This is a genomic window from Tenacibaculum sp. SZ-18 (assembly GCF_002813915.1).
Lineage (GTDB): Bacteria > Bacteroidota > Bacteroidia > Flavobacteriales > Flavobacteriaceae > Polaribacter.
In genome coordinates, this window is sequence record NZ_CP019335.1 from 1762719 (window position 1) to 1783910 (window position 21192).

Annotated in this window: 16 protein-coding genes; 5 read left to right on the forward strand and 11 right to left on the reverse strand. The window is 30.5% G+C overall.

Translation table 11 applies throughout. From position 1 onward, the window contains the following. Positions 1-70: 70 nt before the first annotated feature. The 10 genes from BTO06_RS07995 to BTO06_RS08030 all read right to left on the reverse strand — a co-directional run bounded on the left by BTO06_RS07995 (position 71) and on the right by BTO06_RS08030 (position 12746). Positions 71-2305, reverse strand: coding sequence for a peptidase domain-containing ABC transporter (locus tag BTO06_RS07995; protein ID WP_100924799.1), 2235 nt, complete (start codon positions 2303-2305; stop codon positions 71-73). Further along, positions 2302-5409: a lantibiotic dehydratase gene (locus tag BTO06_RS08000; protein WP_100924800.1), complete on the reverse strand. Its 3108-nt coding sequence runs from the start codon at positions 5407-5409 to the stop codon at positions 2302-2304. Before BTO06_RS08000 ends, BTO06_RS07995 begins: the two co-directional genes overlap by 4 nt. Before the next feature lies 1 nt (position 5410). Continuing rightward, complete coding sequence (locus BTO06_RS08005; RefSeq protein WP_100924801.1) at positions 5411-6364, reverse strand: LLM class flavin-dependent oxidoreductase; 954 nt, start codon at positions 6362-6364, stop codon at positions 5411-5413. A 12-nt stretch (positions 6365-6376) separates the two neighbouring features. Then, positions 6377-7549, reverse strand: coding sequence for a lanthionine synthetase LanC family protein (locus BTO06_RS08010; RefSeq protein ID WP_100924802.1), 1173 nt, complete (start codon positions 7547-7549; stop codon positions 6377-6379). Continuing rightward, positions 7543-8691 (reverse strand): lanthionine synthetase LanC family protein, encoded by a 1149-nt coding sequence (locus BTO06_RS08015; protein WP_100924803.1) that lies wholly within the window; start codon positions 8689-8691, stop codon positions 7543-7545. The genes BTO06_RS08010 and BTO06_RS08015 overlap by 7 nt, the downstream gene beginning before the upstream one ends. A 229-nt stretch (positions 8692-8920) precedes the next feature. Beyond that, on the reverse strand, positions 8921-9079 hold the full coding sequence (locus BTO06_RS18440) for a class I lanthipeptide (RefSeq protein ID WP_157811775.1): 159 nt from the start codon (positions 9077-9079) through the stop codon (positions 8921-8923). Positions 9080-9184: 105 nt separating this feature from the next. Next, complete coding sequence (locus BTO06_RS18445) at positions 9185-9343, reverse strand: class I lanthipeptide (RefSeq protein ID WP_157811776.1); 159 nt, start codon at positions 9341-9343, stop codon at positions 9185-9187. Between the two features lie 101 nt (positions 9344-9444). Beyond that, positions 9445-9603, reverse strand: a complete 159-nt coding sequence (locus BTO06_RS08020; protein WP_157811777.1) for a class I lanthipeptide — start codon at positions 9601-9603, stop codon at positions 9445-9447. A 94-nt stretch (positions 9604-9697) separates the two neighbouring features. Then, positions 9698-12100, reverse strand: a complete 2403-nt coding sequence (locus BTO06_RS08025) for an outer membrane beta-barrel family protein (RefSeq protein WP_100924805.1) — start codon at positions 12098-12100, stop codon at positions 9698-9700. Positions 12101-12143: 43 nt separating this feature from the next. Beyond that, entirely contained in the window at positions 12144-12746 is a 603-nt protein-coding gene (locus BTO06_RS08030) for a hypothetical protein (protein ID WP_157811778.1), read from the reverse strand. A gap of 217 nt (positions 12747-12963) precedes the next feature. Here BTO06_RS08030 and BTO06_RS08035 point away from each other — a divergent pair, with 217 nt between their 5' ends. Next, the gene (locus BTO06_RS08035; protein WP_100924807.1) at positions 12964-13725 is read left to right on the forward strand and encodes a response regulator transcription factor; all 762 of its coding nucleotides are present in this window, start codon (positions 12964-12966) and stop codon (positions 13723-13725) included. Here BTO06_RS08035 and BTO06_RS08040 read toward each other — a convergent pair. After that, positions 13722-14477 (reverse strand): HesA/MoeB/ThiF family protein, encoded by a 756-nt coding sequence (locus BTO06_RS08040; RefSeq protein WP_100924808.1) that lies wholly within the window; start codon positions 14475-14477, stop codon positions 13722-13724. The genes BTO06_RS08035 and BTO06_RS08040 overlap by 4 nt on opposite strands. 139 nt (positions 14478-14616) lie before the next feature. Here BTO06_RS08040 and BTO06_RS08045 point away from each other — a divergent pair, with 139 nt between their 5' ends. The 4 genes from BTO06_RS08045 to BTO06_RS08060 all read left to right on the forward strand — a co-directional run bounded on the left by BTO06_RS08045 (position 14617) and on the right by BTO06_RS08060 (position 21183). Beyond that, positions 14617-16245: an OstA-like protein gene (locus tag BTO06_RS08045; protein ID WP_100924809.1), complete on the forward strand. Its 1629-nt coding sequence runs from the start codon at positions 14617-14619 to the stop codon at positions 16243-16245. Continuing rightward, on the forward strand, positions 16245-17426 hold the full coding sequence (locus tag BTO06_RS08050; protein WP_100924810.1) for an aspartate aminotransferase family protein: 1182 nt from the start codon (positions 16245-16247) through the stop codon (positions 17424-17426). Before BTO06_RS08045 ends, BTO06_RS08050 begins: the two co-directional genes overlap by 1 nt. Before the next feature lie 157 nt (positions 17427-17583). Next, the gene (locus BTO06_RS08055; RefSeq protein WP_157811779.1) at positions 17584-19185 is read left to right on the forward strand and encodes a hypothetical protein; all 1602 of its coding nucleotides are present in this window, start codon (positions 17584-17586) and stop codon (positions 19183-19185) included. Positions 19186-19410: 225 nt separating this feature from the next. Then, positions 19411-21183, forward strand: a complete 1773-nt coding sequence (locus BTO06_RS08060) for an AMP-dependent synthetase/ligase (RefSeq protein WP_100924812.1) — start codon at positions 19411-19413, stop codon at positions 21181-21183. The last annotated feature ends 9 nt before the right edge of the window (positions 21184-21192 follow it).

The window sequence follows — 21192 nt, forward strand, 5'->3', positions numbered from 1 at the left end:
ATAAATTGAAAAAGCGAGGCTCTCGCCCCGCCTTCTTTTTCAATTTCAAAATTTTTACCTGCTACTATCTTTAATCACCCAATTCTAACTGGTTCTTTACCAAATTAAAATAATCGGCCTTATTTTCTACTAACGCTTTATGTGAACCGTGTTCTACAATTTCTCCATTTTTAAGTACAATAATTTGATCTGCATTTTTTACAGTAGATAATCTATGAGCAATAACAACTGCTGTTCTATCTTTAAAAAATTCTTGTAAATTATCATGAATAATTTTTTCATTCTCTGCATCTAATGCACTTGTTGCTTCATCGAAGAAAATATAATGTGGGTTCTTATAAACAGCTCTTGCAATTAAAATTCGCTGACGCTGTCCTCCTGAAATACCGTTACCAGCCGCTCCTATTTTTGTTTTTAACTGTAGTGGTAACGATAAAATAAAGTCTTCAATATTTGCAATTCTAATGGCATTAATCAATTTATCGTAATCAATATCCTCATCTCCTGTTGCAATATTTCTTTCAATTGTATCAGAAAAAATATATCCATCTTGCATGACAACTCCACACTTTTCACGAATACTCTTTGGAGACAAGCTTACTAAATCATCGTAGTTGTAATGAATAGAACCTAGTGTTGGATCATAAAAACGAAGTAATAATTTAAGTAAAGTAGTTTTACCACTTCCACTCGCTCCTACTATTGCAGTTACTTTTCCTTCTGGAATTAACATACTAATATCTTTCAGAATAAAGGGTGATTTTGGACCTTCATATTGAAAAGAAAGATTTTTAAATCGAATTCCTTTCTGAATTCCATTATTTACAAATATATTTTCTCCTATCTCCAGGTTTTTAAGAGTTACTTTTTCTCCATTATCATTGATATATTTAGATTCTTCCTCTGGATGATTTTGCACCTCATTTAAACGTTCTAAACTCAATTTAGCATCTTGTAACGACCTAAAGAAATCAATTAATTGGTTTACTGGTGAATTCATTTGACCAATGATATATGAAATACTTAAAAGTTCACCAATTGTCATTTGTCCTTTTACTACATATGTAGCAGCTAAAAAAGTAACCAAAATGTTCTTCAACTGATTTAAGAATTCATATCCAGAAACTTGAATTTGATCGATCTTTAATATTCTAAGATTTGTTTTAAATAATTTATTTTGAATTTTCACCCATGCTTTACGCTTAAACTCTTCGAATTGGTTCAACTTCATTTCAGAAACTCCATTAATAATTTCTAAAATTGAGTCCTGATTTTCTGCTCTTTGTTGAAATTTAAAGTAATCAAGCATGCGTCTTTTCTTTAAGAAATAATAAGACCAGCTAATTGAAAATACCGTTAAAGCCAGATACACTGCTAATATTGTAAAATCGTAATACCATAGAACTCCGAAGAATACAGAAAAGGTCATTATTGAAAAAACAGTAACTAAACTTTGGGAGGTAAGAAACTCTTCAATACGCTCATTATCATTTATTCTTTGGTTAAAATCGCCTACCATTTTTGAATCAAAAAATTTAATGGGTAGTTGAAGAGTTTTCTTTAAAAAATCTGAGATAATGTTAATACTCAGTTTAGTACCTACATACAGTGTAAGTGAATTTCGTATAATTTGAATTGTTATGGCACCTAAAAACAAGCCTAATTGAGCTAATAAAATCAGTGTGATCATGTTCATATCACCAACAGTGACGCCTTTATCAATCAAATTTTGAGTTAAAAATGGAAAAACTAACGTTAACATACTCCCCAATAAAAGCATGCTAAACATAAAAGCAACTTGCTTTTTAAAAGGTTTTAAATAGTTTAGTAAATAAGAAACAGTTAACTTATTTGTCTTAGGTGGTTCAACTTCTTCAAACTTATCAGTTGGTGATAAGAACAACACAATTCCTTTTTCTTCTTGTGAACACCACGATTTTTTGAATTCTTCTTCAGAAAGTGTGATTAATCCATGAGAAGGATCTGCAATTTTAAATCGGTTTTTACCCGTAAATATATTCTTCTTCACATCATAAAGAATAACAAAATGATTCTTATTCCAATGAAGAATACAAGGCAACGTTCCTTCTTCTAATAACACATCAATAGATAATAAACTTGGGTAAGTTTCGAAACCTATTTTTTCTGCAGCATCAGAAATACTCATTAAACTAACTCCTTCTTTTGAGATATGAGAAATATCTCTTAAATACTGTAAAGAATAATCTTTACCGTACATTTTTGTGATCATTGCTATGCAAGCAGGACCACAATCCATTTGATCGTGTTGAGGTATAAATTTCATATTGCTACTGCTTTTGATTGAACATGCTTTTCTCTTCCTAGCTTCATTTTATAATATTTTGATAACAATCCGTATAGTACTAACTCGTGCATTCTAGGATTTGTAATGGAAAACCTATTAACGTGCATATGGATGTAACTTGTTACGTTGGATTTCATTCTATTGATAATTCGATTTCGGTCATCCCCAAGGTTTTCAAATAACTCTTGATTATGATTTTCAATAATTGAAAAAACTTCGCTTTTTGAATCTTCTAAAAGAATATTAATCTTGCCTTTATATTTTCTGAACTTTGATTCTATTTGCTTTTTTAACTGCTTGTCTCCGTTAAACTCATGCAAGAATGCCTCATATAATTCATTTACATGTTTTGCTTTTTCAGTTAAAGAGAATCGATGAATCTCATATAAATTATCGATAGTTTTCAACACTGGTAACCATGAAACTTCTGTTTTGATTGATTTAGATAGTTGTAATATTTGAAGTATTAAACTACTATCTTTTTCAAACAGAGTTTCTGATGGAATTATTAAATCATTTCCATATCTTTCTAATTCTCGGTTATATGTAGATAATTCAACTTTCCAAATTGCATAATTATTTACGTGGGATTTTATGGCACAGTTTAATCTTTCAATAACTTGCGAATTATTCTTGTCTTTAATTAAAAAACGTAAACGAATATGAAAGTCCGGATCTCTAAATCTGATAAAGTGCCATTTATCAATTAAATTATTTTCTTTTAATTCATATACCAAAGGCTGGATTACATCTAACAAAATTTTACTAGCGGTCTTCGTTCCAGTGTAAAGTTTAAAATACAGCCATTCTTCTCCAGGAATAAAACTTCTTTTTTCAAATATTTCTTGATGAATTGTTTTTCTAGCGTTTTTCGTTTCTTTAAAAAATGGAATGATATATTCCGTATTATAAGATTTGGTTTTAGAATTAATCGTATCGACCAATAACTCTTCTAAAACAAGTTGCTCTTTTTTCTTTAAGGATTCATTCAAAAAAGAATACATATAATCTTTTTCTAAATCAATCCACAAAGTATGATCTTGCTGCTCTCTCATGCACACATATCTAGGAACACCTTTTTGTTTTAAAAAGTTTCTTAATTTCTCTCTAATTAATTTGTTATTGTTAAAACATTCTGATAATTCTTTTTTTGTGAAATTCCATTTTGCAGGAGACAATACAATGTTTCCATATGAAATTCGTGGTCTTGATTTGAAGGTTTTATAGTTCACACTTCCAAGATTCAAGCCAAGTGCAGGATTACAATTTTGCATTTGTAACTCTCCTAAAAACTGGTAAACGGGTAAAGCATTGTATTGAAAATTATGAGCAGTTGTATTTACCACTCTAATTCTTTTATTCAAACTTTTACTTCGTAATACAATTTTATTATTCTTAATACTTATGTAAATATCATCTAGTGAAATCTGATTCTTCTCTTTGTTACCTTTCGTTAGAAACGAAATTTCATGATCTCTATCTATATTTCTTATCAAAATATTTCCTGCTCTATTATCTGGAACATGTAAAAGTTCTACCAGTAATTCCTCTTCTCCTCTGCATTCTTTATCCTTCGCAACGGAAAACATTTCTTTTAAAGAGTTATCCGCAGTTGAAAATCTCCCTAATAAATTCAATGCGCCTGTTCCTCCTGCTACTTCTATAGAGATATTATCATTGTACTTATTAATCATTGCATAAAATGACTGCGATAATTGAGATGTGTTTATTGGAAAACTTGTAAGATCGAGTTCTTTTAAATCAATTATAGATTGACTCTCTTCTTTTGCCTTTATTAGTTGATTTGTCCAAAACTTATGAATCTTCTGATGATATTTTATCTTTGACTCTTCCGGCTCATATCCCTTAATCTTTATATCATCAATAACAGCTGAAAAATTACTTGCATCGGCATGATCCTGAATAAAACCGACTCCAATTTCATTATCTAAAGCAATACATAATGGAACTTCCTGGTCCTCATATCTCTCATAGAAAGCTTTCTTAAACTCAGTAAGATTTGCATTTTCTGGCATTTTACTGAATCTAGATAATGTTGTTATGGCTCTCTTAATATTTGAAATTTCCTGAGATGATAAATCGTACTCACTTTGAGGTAAATTATTCTTCAAATTTGTATTGATTAAATACTTTTTGTCGAAAGAAATACCAAAATCACGGGCTATCTTAAAAATACGTTCGTATTCCTCAATTGGATTTCCAAGAATTTGTTTATCGATTTTTGATAGTTCTTGTTTAAACTGAATTAGAAGCTGATAATAATGTTGAATTTCACTACTTGCAGAATTGGTAATAAAAAACTCTTCAAAATAATTTATTATTTGATCTAAAGGAACATCTCCATTAATACATACATCCAGATCACTTACTAAAAATTGAGCATCAATTAGAGAGTTTATGTAAGCTGTTACTTCCTCTTCAGAGATATTTTCAATTGAATACACCAACAACTCTATTAATTCTGCTAAGCTTTGTTCTTCTTTTCTAGTTACATTATATATTAATTCTATAACCTCGTCGATTTCAACTTCAACTAAAGTAAAAGATCTGTTATTCTTTAAAATTTTATATTCTGCATATCTAAAACTACTTCCAAGTTTATAGATTGAAGTATTGGGCGAGAATTTTACTAGACCTCTAATATTTTCTTTTTTATTTAAATCATATAATAAAGAATATAAAAAATCTAAATCTAAGCCAGTGAAACGTTCATATCTAGGTTTAACAGTTTCCTTGTTATGTTGAATTTCAGCATATCCCGAAAACAAACCAAATGGTGTACACCTTGTTGCTGATCGTATATAATACTTAATAACTGAAGAAGCTAACTTTTCAAGTTTCTCTGAAGATACATTAACATCATTATTACATCTCTTCCACTCATAATACAATTCTGGAGATGCTAAAAAAATTGATTCTTTGAAAACCTCATCATTGAACAACTCTTTCACAAATTGTATTACTTCCTCTGTTGAATTGGGAATATCTGCAAAATGATTCACACTATTATAAGGTGATCGAATAATAAAACGATTGATATGATTGAAGTTTTCTGATTTCATTTTAATAAGCTGGTGTTAACATTTGAAATTTCTCTGCAATAGCATGAAGATTTTCTAACTTCTCGTTATGTGTTCCTGCTACATCGTAAAACACAAACTCATCCAAACCATATTCATCATAATATCTTTGAGTAATTTCATGCAATATATCTGCTGTTACTGGCTCTATTATAAATGCTTCTGCAGAAAGACTTCTGGCATATTCTGTCATTTCGTTAACCTTTAACTCAGCTTCTTCAATCGTATGAGCCATATAAAAAGCAAGAGAAATAACAATTTTCGGATAACGACCATGAGCATCATAAAACTCTTTTTTGAATTGTTCTATTTCCTCTTTATTAAAATCTTTAGATTGACCGAAATTATGAAAAAGTGATACACAATAATTTGTACCATACTTAATTGCCTCTTTATAACTCTTGAAAGAAGTAGATAAATACCATAATTCTGGTTTGGCTCCTTTAAATGGTGGAATTAGAATTTGATTGTTATTTAAATTAGCATCTTCATTTTCCAACAAATCAGAAATAATCTCAAGATTGTTATTAAAAATATCACGGTTTGTTTTCCTGGAAAGCTCTGGGTGAGCTAACTCGGCAATTTTCTTGCTATCGGGTAATCCTTTAGATAAACCTAAATCAACTCTATTTGGATATAAATTTGATAACAATTTATAATTACATGTTACAGAATAAGGAGAGTATAGTGACAAAGAAATTCCTGCTGAACCCACCTTAATTTGATCTGTCATTCCAGCTAAAATTGGTAACAATATATCTGGATTTGTATACGGATGATTTTTTATGTGTGCATAGTGATGTTCGGCTAACCAAAATCTACTAAAACCTGCAGAATCTGCCTCTACTGCGTATTCAATCATTTGCTCTATAATTTCTAAACTTGTAGAATCATCTCTTTGTCCTAAATCAATAAGACCTATTTTTATATTTTCCATTTTATATTGTGTTTAATTGATTAAAAAAGCTTGTTTCCAGCCTTTATTAGTTCCATTTTGTGACGAGTTCAAAACAAGTAATGCTCCTAACTTGCCATAAAATAATGACATATCTCTCTCAGTAAGTTCTTTAGATAAATCTTGACATAAATAACTTACGGTACGAGCCAACCAATATTGATGAGCATCTAAATATTTTTCTTCTTTGGACAGATGATATAGCTCTAAAAATAATTGTGCAATTCCAGACGAACCGTGACAAAAATGGTGATTTTCAACACCTGTAACATTCATCTCTTTTCTTTTCACTAAATTTTCACCAATATTCATTAAAATCTCAGAATAAACTGAATTTGCGTTAATTTTATAAAGAAGGAAAGCTAAACTTAGATCGCTATTACACCATGCTAATCTGTTATTTTGATGCTCTGTAAGCCTCCCTTCTTTTAGGTATAACTTATGTGGTTTGTAAATATGAATCCCGTCCACTGTATAATCCTTATTCAAATTACTTATGATTGTTGTCATACATTTCTCTGAAATTTGATCATACATTTCATTAGCTCCGAAGACTTTCTTTGCATCGTTTAATACTTTTACAATTGAAAGATACCCATGTGGAAAGCCAAAGTTCATATCACTTATATATGGATTGTCTGAAACAGTACTAAAAAGATAATCAGCTGTATTCGCCTTCTCATATAACTTTTCGACAATACCATTAAATAATTCACGATTTTTAACCTTCAACAAGAACCATAATACTCCTGTTGAACCATTCATAAAGTCGTAATTATCTTTTTGTATCATTTTTTTCGAATATTCATATGCTATTTGACATAGCACAGGAATTTGTTCGCCATACTCATCGTCTAGTAAATCATGATTAATTAAATCATCAATAACGAAACCTAATCCTGAAATTCCTTCTGCATAAGATGAATCATTTAATAATTCATTTCCTTTAGGGTTTTGTAAAGAATTAAAAACATTCATTAGAATATCGGTGATCTTATCTAAATAAATTGTTTTTTTAGTGTCGATATACAAAAACATGAAATAGTATAAAACCCCTAATTTTCCTTGAGTAAGTCCTTCCGATAATTGATCTATTGGATAGGATAATATTTTTGAGTTATACTCATTTATAATTTCGTTTATCGTAAGTGTTTCTTGTGTTACCATTTTCTAAAGTTTAAAAAGTTTAGATATTCGTTTGTTACGTCTAGCTCTTTACATAGAAGTGTTAATCCTATTCCCAAAATTCCTTGTGACATTCCTAATTGAGCAAAGTCATAAATACCATTATAATAGGTATTATAGCCTGCCCATTGTGTACTATTATTTCCTTTTTCTAGTATTTTTGAGTACCAGTAATCTTTTGATTTTTTAAAACTAGTTTTATTTGTGAATCGATACATCATATCAAAAAATGAATACATACCAGAAGCTCCATAAATCATATTTGCATCTCTAATGTACTTTTCATTTTCATCGGTGTATTGTGCAGCGTTTTCGAGAATATCTAATCCTAATGAACTCCAGTATGAATTCTTTAATACTTCTCCTGCTTTATAATACGTAAAACCAATTCCTAAATCCCCATATGATAAATTATGATAGTATAAACGATTATTTTTATCGGTTGTTTGTGGAAACCAACAAATACTATCTCTGTCAAGATGTTTTTCTAAAAAATTTAGCCCTTTTGTAATAAGAACTTCACATTCCTTTTTTTGTACATTGTGTAAATAGCAATCATTTAAAAAGGAGATCACTCCGGCTACTCCATGATTATAGCCTAATTCTACATATGCCTTATCTGGTGATCTTAAATTGAACAACCAATATGCTTGATTTTCATTTTCTATAGCCTTTACTTTTACTAAATCTAAAACTTGGTTTAATTTTTCCTTCTCCACAGTTTCTGTAGAAAGGTAATATTGTAACGGTGCAAAAATCCCTGTTATATTATCTAAATCCTCTTCCTTTAATCGAGTAAAAAAAATCTCGTCAATTAAATCTTTAAATTCGTTTAAAATAAATTCTACATCTTTTGATAAAACATTATTTTTATAAAGAGTGTTCAAATAAATACCTGCTTCAATGACATCATTTTGAGGTGAAATACTTGTGTACGTATCCGTTAGTTTTTCTAGCGATTCTTCGATAAGTAAAATAGATAACTCCAACCATTTCTCATCATTTGTATACAAATAATTAAAGTAAAAGAACATCGATTTTCCCAAAACTCCATTACTTATTCCTATACCATTCAGATTCGTATTTTGTTGTAAACAATCTTGTATTTTTTGTAATGTTTCCATCTATGAATTAGAATTATATTTTATTTTCAAACTTTTCTTTTCCTCTAATTGTCAAACTAACACATGATAATGGCTTTCCTTTAATTCCTATAACAGAACTTGATAATTAGCCTTGAAACTTTACTAAAGCTTCCTTGTTAAGATTTAACTTGTTGTTTAATTTTTTTCTTCATCGTTTTTAAAAAAAGGATAAGGATGAAAGTCTCCTGTCCTTACCCTTTTTTATTAATTAAGCCTCTAGCTTATCTTCCTTACTTCCATTACAAGATTTCCATAAACATGATAAAGCTGCTTTACCACCTTTTACATCTGCCATTTGATCTTCTTGTAATTTACTTACTACTTCTTTGTTGATTTGTAATCCTTTAGTTAATTTAATTTTATTCATCTTATTGATTTTTTTATGATTATAATTATTTAATATTATAGTTCTAAAAGGGTAATGAAAAACTGATTTGCAAGGTTTCTTCCCCTTTTGAGAATAAACAGACTGTTAAGCCTCTATTGACTCTTCGCTGCTGCTGTTACAAGACTTCCATAAACAAGATAAAGCTGCTTTACCTCCTTTTACTTCTGTCATTTGATCTTCTTGTAATTTACTTACTGCTTCCTTGTTGATTTGTAATCCTTTAGTTAATTTAATTTTCTTCATTTTATTTAAATTTATGTGTGAATATTTATGATTTTAAAAGTGTAAGGGGCAAAGGATGAAATAAATATAATGGGTTGTCTTTACCCCTAACTTAAAGCTTATTATAGCTCTAATTTTTCTTCGCTACTTCCATTACAAGAATCCCATAAACAAGATAAAGCTGCTTTACCTCCTTTTACTTCTGTCATTTGATCTTCCTGTAATTTACTGATTGCTTCTTTGTTGATTTTTAATCCTTTAGTTAATTTAATTTTTTTCATTTTGTTAAAATTTATATTTATTAATTCTGAGTTCCCTATTTTTAGTCCTAAACTCATTTCAGACTAAGCTTGCAAACAATATTTTAAATAATTTCTAATCTTTAGTTCTATCTTTTTCGTCCTGGTTCCCAAATTTCTTTCGTGCAACACGAATTTTCTTGTTACCAAACTTGTACAATAATGATATTCTAAAGCTTTGTGTGTCATAATAATTACGGAAGGATACATTCACGTCATTTGTTATTCCTTCTACTCTAACTCTTTGTCCTCTAAATACATCGTAGGCATTTAATCCAAGTTGTAAATCTTTATTGAGGAAGAAGAACTTTAAACTTAAATCTAGATTGGATGTTGCAGATGTTGTGTAGATATCGTACACTCCAGGAAAGGCGTACCAGAAATTAGCGCTAGCCATTACTCTTTTTTTACTGTCTAACACAAAACTGTTGTTTGTTGCGATGTATGTGTTAAATCCACTCTCACCTGCATTTGTGAAATCAACTAAAGATGTTGCGTCACTATAATGGATATCTAGAACATTTACACTTTCCCACCATTTCCATTTAGAAAATGTATACGATTCAGTTAAACCTATCTTAATAGTTTCATAGTAATTCTGCGGAGAAATCTCTTGGATATTTGTTATAGGATCTACTTGTGCTAATTGTTGAAATCCGTCGCTGACTTTTGAGAAATACAATGAGCTTACTAATTTTTGCTTGTGTATATGTGTTAGTGATAAATTATCTGAAAATGATGGTTGTAAAAATGGATTTCCACGAATGATTGTGAAAGGATTCTGAACATTCTCAAATGGGTTCAAAAACTCAAATGATGGTCTATTGATTCTTTGATTATAAGCTAAAGAGAAGATATTACTCTGACTCGCAATATAGTTCACATTTATTGTTGGAAATAATCGACTATAATCGTTAATATCAATCTGATTTAAACTTGTTGAGTTTCCCTCTGTTTGAGTAGTTTCAAAACGTAAACCACCTTTTACAATCCATTGCTGACTAAGCATTTTTTCAAGTGAAAAATATAATGCTTGTGTATTCTCCTTGTAAGTGAACATATCTGTTCTATTTAAATCTTGTACTGGTGTTCCTGAAGTAATATCAAAAAAAGCAAGAGCGTTATTTGTTTTGGTGAAAGAAAGTTTACCTCCGTAGCTTAAACTAGCCCATTTTATTGGAGTTTCAATATCCATTCTTATCGAGTAATTGTCTATCTTTTGATCTCCTAAATTATTTCCCACTTCTCTACTTCCCGGAATAATTGTACCGTTTGACTCGCCGAATGTATCATAGGTTCTGTCTTGATCACTGGAATAATTGAAATAGTCTAAATTCACTTCTATTTTACTCACACTGTCGAGCTTAAATTCAGTATGAACATTTAAAGAATGCGTTGGTGATTCTTCTAAATTATTCGATGTTGTTCTTATGATTCTCGAAAGTGTATTATTTGTATTATCAAACACATTTACACGATCATTTCTATTAATTGTTCTGAACCTTCCATAGGTTGTTAGGTATTGAGCTCCGATTAAAAAATCTTCTTTGAAATTATAATCAAAAGATAGTCTTGCACTAACAGAAGGTTCGGTAAAATATCTTCTTGGATAGTTTCCATCCCAAGTTTCATCGGTAAAAAAGAACCTATTTGTATCTGTGATTAATTTTGATCCATTTGTATAGTATAAATTACTCGACATTGAAAACTTATCTTTTTGATAACTAAAGTTTCCGCTTAAACTTCCCTTAGCGTAGGTTGTCTGAGTATACACTCCACGTATTCTACTTCTCCAGGAATTTCTTCTTCCCTTTTTATAAATTATGTTGATTAATCCACTGTTTCCTTCTGATTCATATTTTGCTGGAGGATTTGTAATTACTTCAATACTTTTTATATCATCCGCTGATATAGAACTTAAAAAGTTTGACACTTCTTGTTGAGGAATTTTTAGTAGTCGACCATTTATCATAATCCTCATATTGTCCTTACCAATCATAAATATTTCATCATTTTGAACTTTTAATCCAGGAGTTACTCTAAGCGCATCGAGCATATCTCCTCCACTTGATGATAATGATTTTGATACATTAAAAACCAAGCGATCACTTTTTCTGGTAATGAGCCTTTTTCTGGCTTCAATCACAACTTCATCGAGTTTATTATCTAGTTCTTTTAAAACTATTGTTCCAATATTATTACTTTCATCAATTGAATTCGACTGTATTGTGTTCTTGGCAAAACCTATAAAGCTTATGGTTATATAATATTCTTGGTCTGTATTTAATTTTAAACTAAAATTTCCTTGTTCATCAGTAACTACACCTCCAATTATTTTATTACTTGTAGATATCTGAGCAACAACATTGGCAAAACTTATAGGTTCTTTGTTAGAATCTACAACTCTACCTTCTATAGTTTGAGCTTGAGTAATACTTAGGCATAGCAATAAAACTGTTATAAAGTGAACAATTTTCATGTGTACGTTTCTTTTGGTAATTAAACTTTCGGGGTAATTTTTTTTAAGCAGTCTGTCTTTCAGATAAATCAAACTGATACGTATTAATTTTTGAAGTTTTTAATAAAGATTTATTGGCATTATAAAAACCTATAAGACCGTCATAAGACATAGCAACTGGAATTGTCTCAGAACCTAAATAATTAATTGATTCTCCTATAATTGTAGCCTCAATTCCCATAGCTAACATTATTCTTAATAACTTATTATCACATTCTGCAAATGCAATCGAGTTTTTCTTTTTACATATCGGTTCAATTGCTTGAACCATTAGCTTTTTAAGAAGATTCAAATTTCTTACTTCCTTTTTAATTGCAAAACGACCAATGTGCCAAATCGATTTTAAAGAGGCATTTCCTGTAATCTCCAAAGGATTAATCCCGAAAATCTTCTGTATAGGAAGCTCGTCTTTATAATTCCATTTTAATACTCGAATAGTTCCTTGTATTTCTCCTGTTTCATTTCTTGAAATAAACACTTCTGAATTTTCTGAGTAATCAATTTCTTCATTATATAGAGCGTCAATACTTTCACGATAATTTATTGGTAAACTTCCGTTCGAATGATGTTTATAGTTTTCTAAAACAACGAATTTTACTAAACTCATTATTCTGTTTCTGTCTTGGTTAATAAAATTATTTTCTAGTAGCATGGTTGATGTGTTATTTTTACACTTTCAAAGCTACTTATGAATCAAAGCTTTAGCATTACACAAAAGTGTAGTCCTTTTACTTTCAAGGGTTTTCTACCCTTTTGTGTAGTTTTTAGTTGTTTTATACAGAAGTTTCATTAAATTTGGTCGTCACCCGAAATTTTAAAGCCAAATGGATAAGAATGTCAATGATTTCTTTTCCTTGAAAAATAGCGTTAATGCTATTTCTGAAGAGGACATAAATCAAACTAAAAACTACCTGGCACCTATTAGAGCGTTTGCCAGAACCACATATAAAAGTATTTATATTATTGATTACGAAAAAAAGGGATTCGAATATGTTTCCGAAAATCCTTTATTTCTCTCTGGACATACTCCTGAGGAAGTCGAAGAAATGGGATACGCTTTTTACTTTAAATATGTGATAGAGGAAGATTTAGACTTACTTTTAAAGATAAATACTGTCGGATTCGATTTTTATGAAAAACTACCCATAGAAGAACGTTTAGAGTACACAATCTCCTATGACTTTCATTTAAAGAATAAGGAAGGTAAAAAAATTCTTATTAATCAAAAACTAACACCGTTATTTTTAACAAGAACAGGAAAACTTTGGAAAGCTATTTGTATTATCTCTTTATCAAATGAACAAAACTCTGGAAATATTAAAGTTTACAAGAAAGGAGAGAATAAAATTTTTAAATATAATCTAGAGGATAACTACTGGAAAGAAGAGGAAAAAATAAGTCTTACAACAAGAGAAAAAGAAGTATTGAGATACTCGGTAAGAGGATTTACAATTAACGATATTGCCAAATCTATTTTCGTATCACCCGACACTGTAAAATTCCATAGAAAGAAACTTTTTGAAAAGCTGGAAGTAGCAAATATTTCTGAGGCAATTGTATTTGCAACGAATAACAAATTAATTTAGTCGTTGTAAATTGATGAAAAATAAAACTCTGGAAACTTTTTAATCTCTTTGTTGGTTGCAACATTGAACATAATGTGTACGCACATGCTTGATACCACCCAAGATCCAATAGATAACTGAGGAGGGGATAATGTTTCCTCCTCATTTAAATATTCTTCCAATACATTTTCAATCCACTCTTGAGGTTCACCCCAAAATTTCATGTAGTTGGTTATATATTTTACCATTTGAATTTCATTAAACTTCTCATTGGGTTTTGCAATAGATTCTAGTGTGAGTCCATCGGGTGTAATAACGGCTACAATTCCACCCCAACCTATATTATAAGGATGTAAAACTGTAATTCCGTTTTTCTGACAAAGTTTATCGAATTGTAAAGGAATATCAGTTGTGAAATCTAACGCATTAATAGCAATCTCATAATCTTTAATAAAAGATTCTATATTCTCGTTTGTCAAAAACGCATTTACCACATTAATTTTCGCATTCGGATTAATAAGTTGCAATCGTTCTTGAAGCGCTTGTACTTTATTTTTATTAATATCATCAATGGTATAATTCTGTCGATTCAAATTTGATAATTCAACTTGATCTCCATCAATAATCGTAATATTTTCAAAACCCAAACGTAAGGCACATTCAGCAATAACACTTCCAATTCCAGAGCCTCCCAAAAGTATTGGAACATTCTTTATTCGTTGTTGTTCTTCCTGTGACAAATAGATTCTGTTACGTATGTACCTTGTTTCCATTACTAAGTTTTTTTCAAAAATACATAGACTAAATAGTGTAACGACTAAACTAAAGTGTAGTTTACAAAAATCTTTTTCATATTATTTTAAGAATTTGGCATAGTCTTTTCGTTATTTTTGTGTCATAAAATTCGAAAATTTGAAAAATATATTTCTTTTTTTATCATTCTGTATAGGAATTAGTCTTTCTTCACAAACAAAGAAAATAAAAATCCTTTCTTCTGAATTGTCTACTGCAGATGAAAAAAAATTCCCTGGAGCAACAATATTAATTGGTAATGTGAAAGTTGCACACGAAGGAGCTACCTTAGATTGTAAAAGAGCCTTATTATACAGAAAGAAAAATATTTTCAAAGCCATCGGAGAAGTTGTAATTGAACAAGGAGATAGTATCATTCAATATTCTGATTTTGCAAATTATAATGCAAATACTAAAATTGCTAAATCTTGGGGAAATGTAGAAGTGAATGATAAAGAAATGAAACTTTCCACCGATACCCTCTATTTTAATAGAACCGAACAAATTTTATTCTATCCTACAAAAGGAGTAATAAAAGATAAAATAAACACTCTAAAAAGTAATAAAGGAACTTATTTCTTAAAGGATAAAAAATTCTCTGCGAAGACAAAAGTAAATGTTGTAAACCCTGATAATATTTTAGATTCTGATCATTTGGATTATTACACATCTACCAAATTAGCCTACATATATGGACCTTCCACTGTATTTAACAGAAAGGATAGCACAAAAATATATGCAGAAAAAGGGTTCTTTGACACAAATACAGACATTTCATACTTCGTTAAAAATGCGAAACTGTTTTCAAAAGATAAAACAGTTGAAGCCGATAGTTTATACTACGATAAGAAAAAAGGATTTGCCTCAGCAACCAATAGAATAAAAGTAATTGATACTATTCAAAAACTTGTTGTAAAAGGTAATTACGCCGAAATTTTTGAATTACAAGATTCTCTTTTTATTATTAAAAAACCAGTTGCTATTTCCATCATGGAAAAAGATTCACTGTATATGCATGGAGACACAATTCTTGTTACTGGTAAACCTGAAAATAGAATCATTCGAACTTATCATAATGTAAAAATATTTAAAGAAAACTTACAAGGGAAATGCGATTCAATTCATACAAATCAAACCACTGGATTAACACAAATGTTTGTTGATCCAATTTTATGGTCAGGTAAAAGTCAAATTACCGGTGATAGTATTCATTTTAAAACAAGTAAAGACACTAACGCTCTGGATTCTCTGAAAGTTTTGAGAAATTCTTTTATCATCCAGAAAGACTCTTTAGATCCTAAGAATTTCAATCAAATAAAAGGTAGAAATATCTATGGAAAATTTAAAGATAATGACCTTAGGGTAATGCTGGTAAAAGGAAATGCAGAATCTCTTTACTATAATAGAAATGACGAAACTCAAAAGTTAGAAACTATAACTAAAGAAATTGCTAGTGATATTGAATTCCTTCTAGAAAATAATGAGGTAGTTCAAACGAAATATTTTAAGGAAACAGAAGGAAAAACTTATCCTCCTTCACAATTTCCTGAAGAAGACAGAAAGTTTAGAGGTTTCATCTGGAGAGAAGATGAACAACCGAAAAAAATGACTGATATTTTTATAAAAGATTCGCAAGAGCAAGTAAAAGAGCGTAAAAAGTTATTAGAAGTTGAAAGAGCGAAGGCAAAACTGAACAAGGAATTACGCAAGAAAAGAGCAAAGAAGTCCAAGTTAGATATGGAAAAATAGTGAAAGAAGACTTTTTAAAATACCAAGCACAAACAACTCCTCACCCACTAGCTATTGAAATTTCAAAAGCACAAGGAAGTTATATCTACGATAAAAATAATAAAGCGTATTTAGACTTTGTAGCTGGTGTTTCAGCCAATAGTGTTGGACATTGTAATGAAAGTGTAAATAAAGCTATAACAAAGCAAATTCAACAATATACACATGTCATGGTGTATGGTGAATTTATTCAAAAACCACAATTAGAACTTTGTAAAAATATTGCTAAATATTTACCTGAATCTTTAACATCAGTTTATTTAGTAAATTCAGGAACAGAAGCAACTGAAGGAGCTTTAAAGTTAGCTAAGCGATTTACCCGCAGGTCTGAAATCATAGCGGCGAATAATGCATATCATGGAAACACTGCTGGTGCCATGAGTGTTTGTGGTGCAGAACAACAAAACAGAGCTTTTCGACCATTAGTTCCAGGAACTAAATTTTTACAATTTAATTCTGAGGAAGACATTCAAAAAATCACCAATAAAACTGCTGGAGTTATTCTAGAAACTATTCAAGGAGGCGCTGGGTTTATCGAGCCAAAGAATGATTTCTTAAAAAAGGTAAAAAATAGATGCGAAGAGGTAGGAGCTTTATTAATTTTAGATGAAATTCAAACTGGTGTTGGAAGGACTGGAACTTTTTGGGGATTTCAAAATTATAATGTCATTCCCGATATTTTCATAACAGGAAAAGGTCTTGGTGGTGGAATGCCAATTGGGGCGTTTGTTTCATCTCAAGAAATTATGTCGACATTAAAAGATAATCCTAAATTAGGTCATATTACAACTTTTGGTGGTCATCCAGTAATTTCGGCAGCAGCTAATGCAACCATTGAAGAAATTTTTTCAAAAAAATTGCATAAGGAAGCACTCAGAAAGGAACAACTTTTACGAGCTCATCTCAACCATCCAAGAGTTAAAGAAATCAGAGGAAGAGGATTAATGCTAGCCTTGATTATGGAAACTCCGGAAATTGCCGATCATGTGGTTTTAAAGTCTTTGGAAAATGGATTAATTCTCTTTTGGTTATTATATGAAAAAAGAGCAGTTCGCATTACACCTCCTTTAACCATATCTGATAATGAATTAATTAAAGGATGTAAAATATTAAAAAATATTTTAAATAATATCAGTCTTTAATATCTGTTCTTATCATATTTATATAGTTAAATAAAGATTTTATTTTGACTATTAAAGTCGGTTAGATACATAACCTTTGGTCGATTTTTGTTTTTTTACCAGTCTCTTTATTTTCATTCCATTTAAATACTCCTTCATGATTTAATTCCATACTCTTATGGAAAAGAGTGTAAAAAGAATAAGTTTTTATTCTAATTTTAAGACTATAAACTACAAAATCAACATAATTATGACCTGTAAAAATCAAAATTTAGAATTTTGGATTCCATTTTCTATGCTATTCACTCTTGTTTTTTTGACAAGCTGTAAACCTACAAATAAAGGGTCTGCGGTTGTCTTTAAACCTATTGAAGAAATAAAGATTTCATATACTTTACCCGTTGATGTTCCAGTTGATGCTACAGAAGAAGAACTTGCTGTTTTTGCTTGGCAAGAATTTTTTGCACTAAATTGGAAATCATCTTACGGTAAAGACAATCTACGTACCACTCCAGATACTTCTTGGGAATACACCAGCGATACAGGAGAAAACTTCTTAAGTGTTTGGGAAACCTATATCCATAGATCTGAGTTAAGACCGGCTAATGGTAAAAGAACGAAAGATTTAAGCAAAGGACAACCATTTTATACTTTTGTTGATTCAACTTCAGTAAATGTAAAAAACCCTGTTAAATTAGAGAATTATTTCAATGTACTAGATGAAGATAATGAAATAGGTTCCGCTTATGTTTTTGCTCATAAAAATGAATTCGAAGTATTATATGCTGCAAAAACTAATTTAGTAGAGTATAATTATTTAAAAAACAACTTCCCAACAGATAAAGATTTATATAAGGCAATTGATAAGAGTAACGATACTACTGCCTTTAGAAGTCGATTGAGACAATTATCACAAAAACAAATGTGTGATTCTGATGAAAACACAAATAACGGCTATGTTTGTTTACCTTGCTCTAAAGATACAAGCAATGAAGGTGCAATAGAAATTAAATTAGCATTTAGAGAGTTAGACCCTTCTAAAGATATACCATCAAGATATATGATAAAAGAAGCTGTTTACTTTAAAGATTCTGTAATTGGAAATAAAACATATTCTAATGCCTATGTGAAACAATTTGCTTTAATTGGAATGCACATTATCAGAAAAACTCAAAATCACCCAACTTTTGTATTTGCTTCATGGGAGCAGGTTGATGAGAGAAATAATGATATTCAAACTATAGGTATTGACAAAGTTACTGTTGATGGAGAAAAATATCGCGATGTTGATCCACATAGATTAAATCCTGCTATAGAAAGAGTTATTCCTGAAACGATACAAAAAGTAAACAACAGAGTTAAAAATATGATAGCGCAAAACAGTAGTAACTCCAAATGGCAGTATTATCAATTAATCGGTGTTCAAGGAACTCCCATTGATTACAACGACAGAACAAGTGACAACAACTACTTTATGGCTAATTATGTTATTGAATCTGATTTGAAACTTACGAATTTCCATGGATCATTTGGAGACCCTTTTAATACGAAAATTAAAAATACAATTTACGAAGGAAAAGAGTTCAATATGGGTGGTTGTATGGGATGCCATGGACAAGGGCAAACAACGTTTGGTACTGATTTTAGTTTCTTACTGGATAGTGGTGCTGGTAAGCCTGTTATTCGTCCTGACCCTTATCTAACTTTTGATCAGGCATTAATTGCAGCTCAGAGTAAGAAAATTAAAGCTTTAATTAGAGAGCTTGATAAAGAACAATAAATTGGAAATAAATAACCACTTTGAAAAATTCATTTTCAAAGTGGTTTTATTCTATAATAGTAATCTCATTTTTTTATGGTTTTTATTATGATTTTTCCTTTTACCGAGCAATTATATCGAAAAAATGTTAAAAAACATCTTTAAAAAGCAGTAATTCAGCAGAAAACAAATTTTGTAGAACCAAGGTAATTTTATTAATTTGGGCTACACAAATTAAAAGTACATATGTCGATTGAAATTACTCGGCTTTTTGATTTTCCATACTATCAATTGGAAAGGTTTAATCTGCAAAAAGCACTAACTACAAAATACAACGGAAGTTGGGAATCTATTTCTACTAAAGAATACATCGAAAGAGCAAATAAAATCAGTAGAGGTTTATTAAGATTAGGTGTTCAACCAAATGATAAAATAGCCATCATTTCTACCAACAACCGCACAGAATGGAATATTTGTGACATTGGTATTTTACAAACAGGAGCTCAAAATGTTCCTATTTACCCAACTATCTCCAAAGAAGATTACGAATACGTATTAAATCATTCAGAAGCTACATATTGTTTTGTATCGGATATTACAATTATTGAAAAACTGAATCAGATTAAAGGAAATACAAAATTAAAGGCAGTTTATACTTTTGATGATATTGAAGGTGAAACAAGCTGGAATGAAGTGTTAGAACTTGGTAAAGATTCTGGCAACCAAGATGAGGTTGATGCACGAAAAGATGCTGTGAAACCAGAAGATTTAGCAACATTAATTTACACTTCAGGTACCACGGGAAAACCTAAAGGTGTTATGCTCTCTCATAACAACATCGTTACTAATGTGTTGACTAGTGCAACGCGCGTCCCTTTAGACGATGGGAAAGGAATTAGTTTAAGTTTCCTACCTGTATGTCACATTTTTGAGCGTATGATTTTATATTTATATCAATTCTGTGGAATTTCTATTTATTTTGCTGAATCTATCGAGAAGTTAAGTGAAAACGCACAAGAGGTTAAACCAAATGTGATGACCGCAGTTCCTAGACTTTATGAAAAAATATATGATAAAATTTATGCTAAAGGTACAGAGTTAACCGGTATAAAAAAGAAATTATTCTTTTGGGCCATTGAACTTGGATTAAAATATAAACCCTACGGAGCAAATGGTTGGTTGTATGAAAAACAATTGGCAATTGCTAGAAAATTAATCTTTTCTAAATGGCAAGCTGCTTTAGGAGGAAACTTAAAAATAATGGTTTCTGGTAGTGCTGCATTACAACCGAGATTAGCAAGAGTTTTTGCGGCAGCTGGAATGCCCGTAATGGAAGGATACGGTTTAACCGAAACATCTCCTGTAATCTCTGTGAATGATCTTCGTAATGGCGGATTCAAGATTGGAACTGTTGGACGTATAATAGATGGCGTGGAAGTTAAGATTTCTGAACAAGATGAAGTTTTAGTGAAAGGACCTAATATTATGATGGGCTATTACAAAGACCCTGAAAAAACTTCACAGGTAATAAAAGATGGATATTTTCACACGGGTGATAAAGGTAAAGTGGAAAATGGTTTCTTAAGCATCACAGGACGTATCAAAGAAATGTTTAAAACATCTGGAGGTAAATATGTAATTCCTACATTGCTCGAAGACAAATTGAAGCAATCTCGTTTTATCGAGCAAGTTATGGTAGTTGGTGAAGGTGAAAAAATGCCTACAGCACTTATCCAACCAAGTTTTGATTTCATTGCAGAATGGGCTCGAAGAAATGATATTGACTTCTCTGATGCTAAAAAATTAGTAAGTAACGAAAAGGTTATCGCTAGACTTCAAGAGGAGGTTGATGACTGTAATTGTAACTTTGGAAAATGGGAACAAATTAAGCGCTTTGAATTAACTCCAGAGGAATGGACTATTGATAGTGGTCACCTAACTCCGACCATGAAGATGAAACGTCAAATTATTAAAGATATTTATACTGATCTGTACGAGAAAATGTACGACAGAGCTTAAAAGATAAAT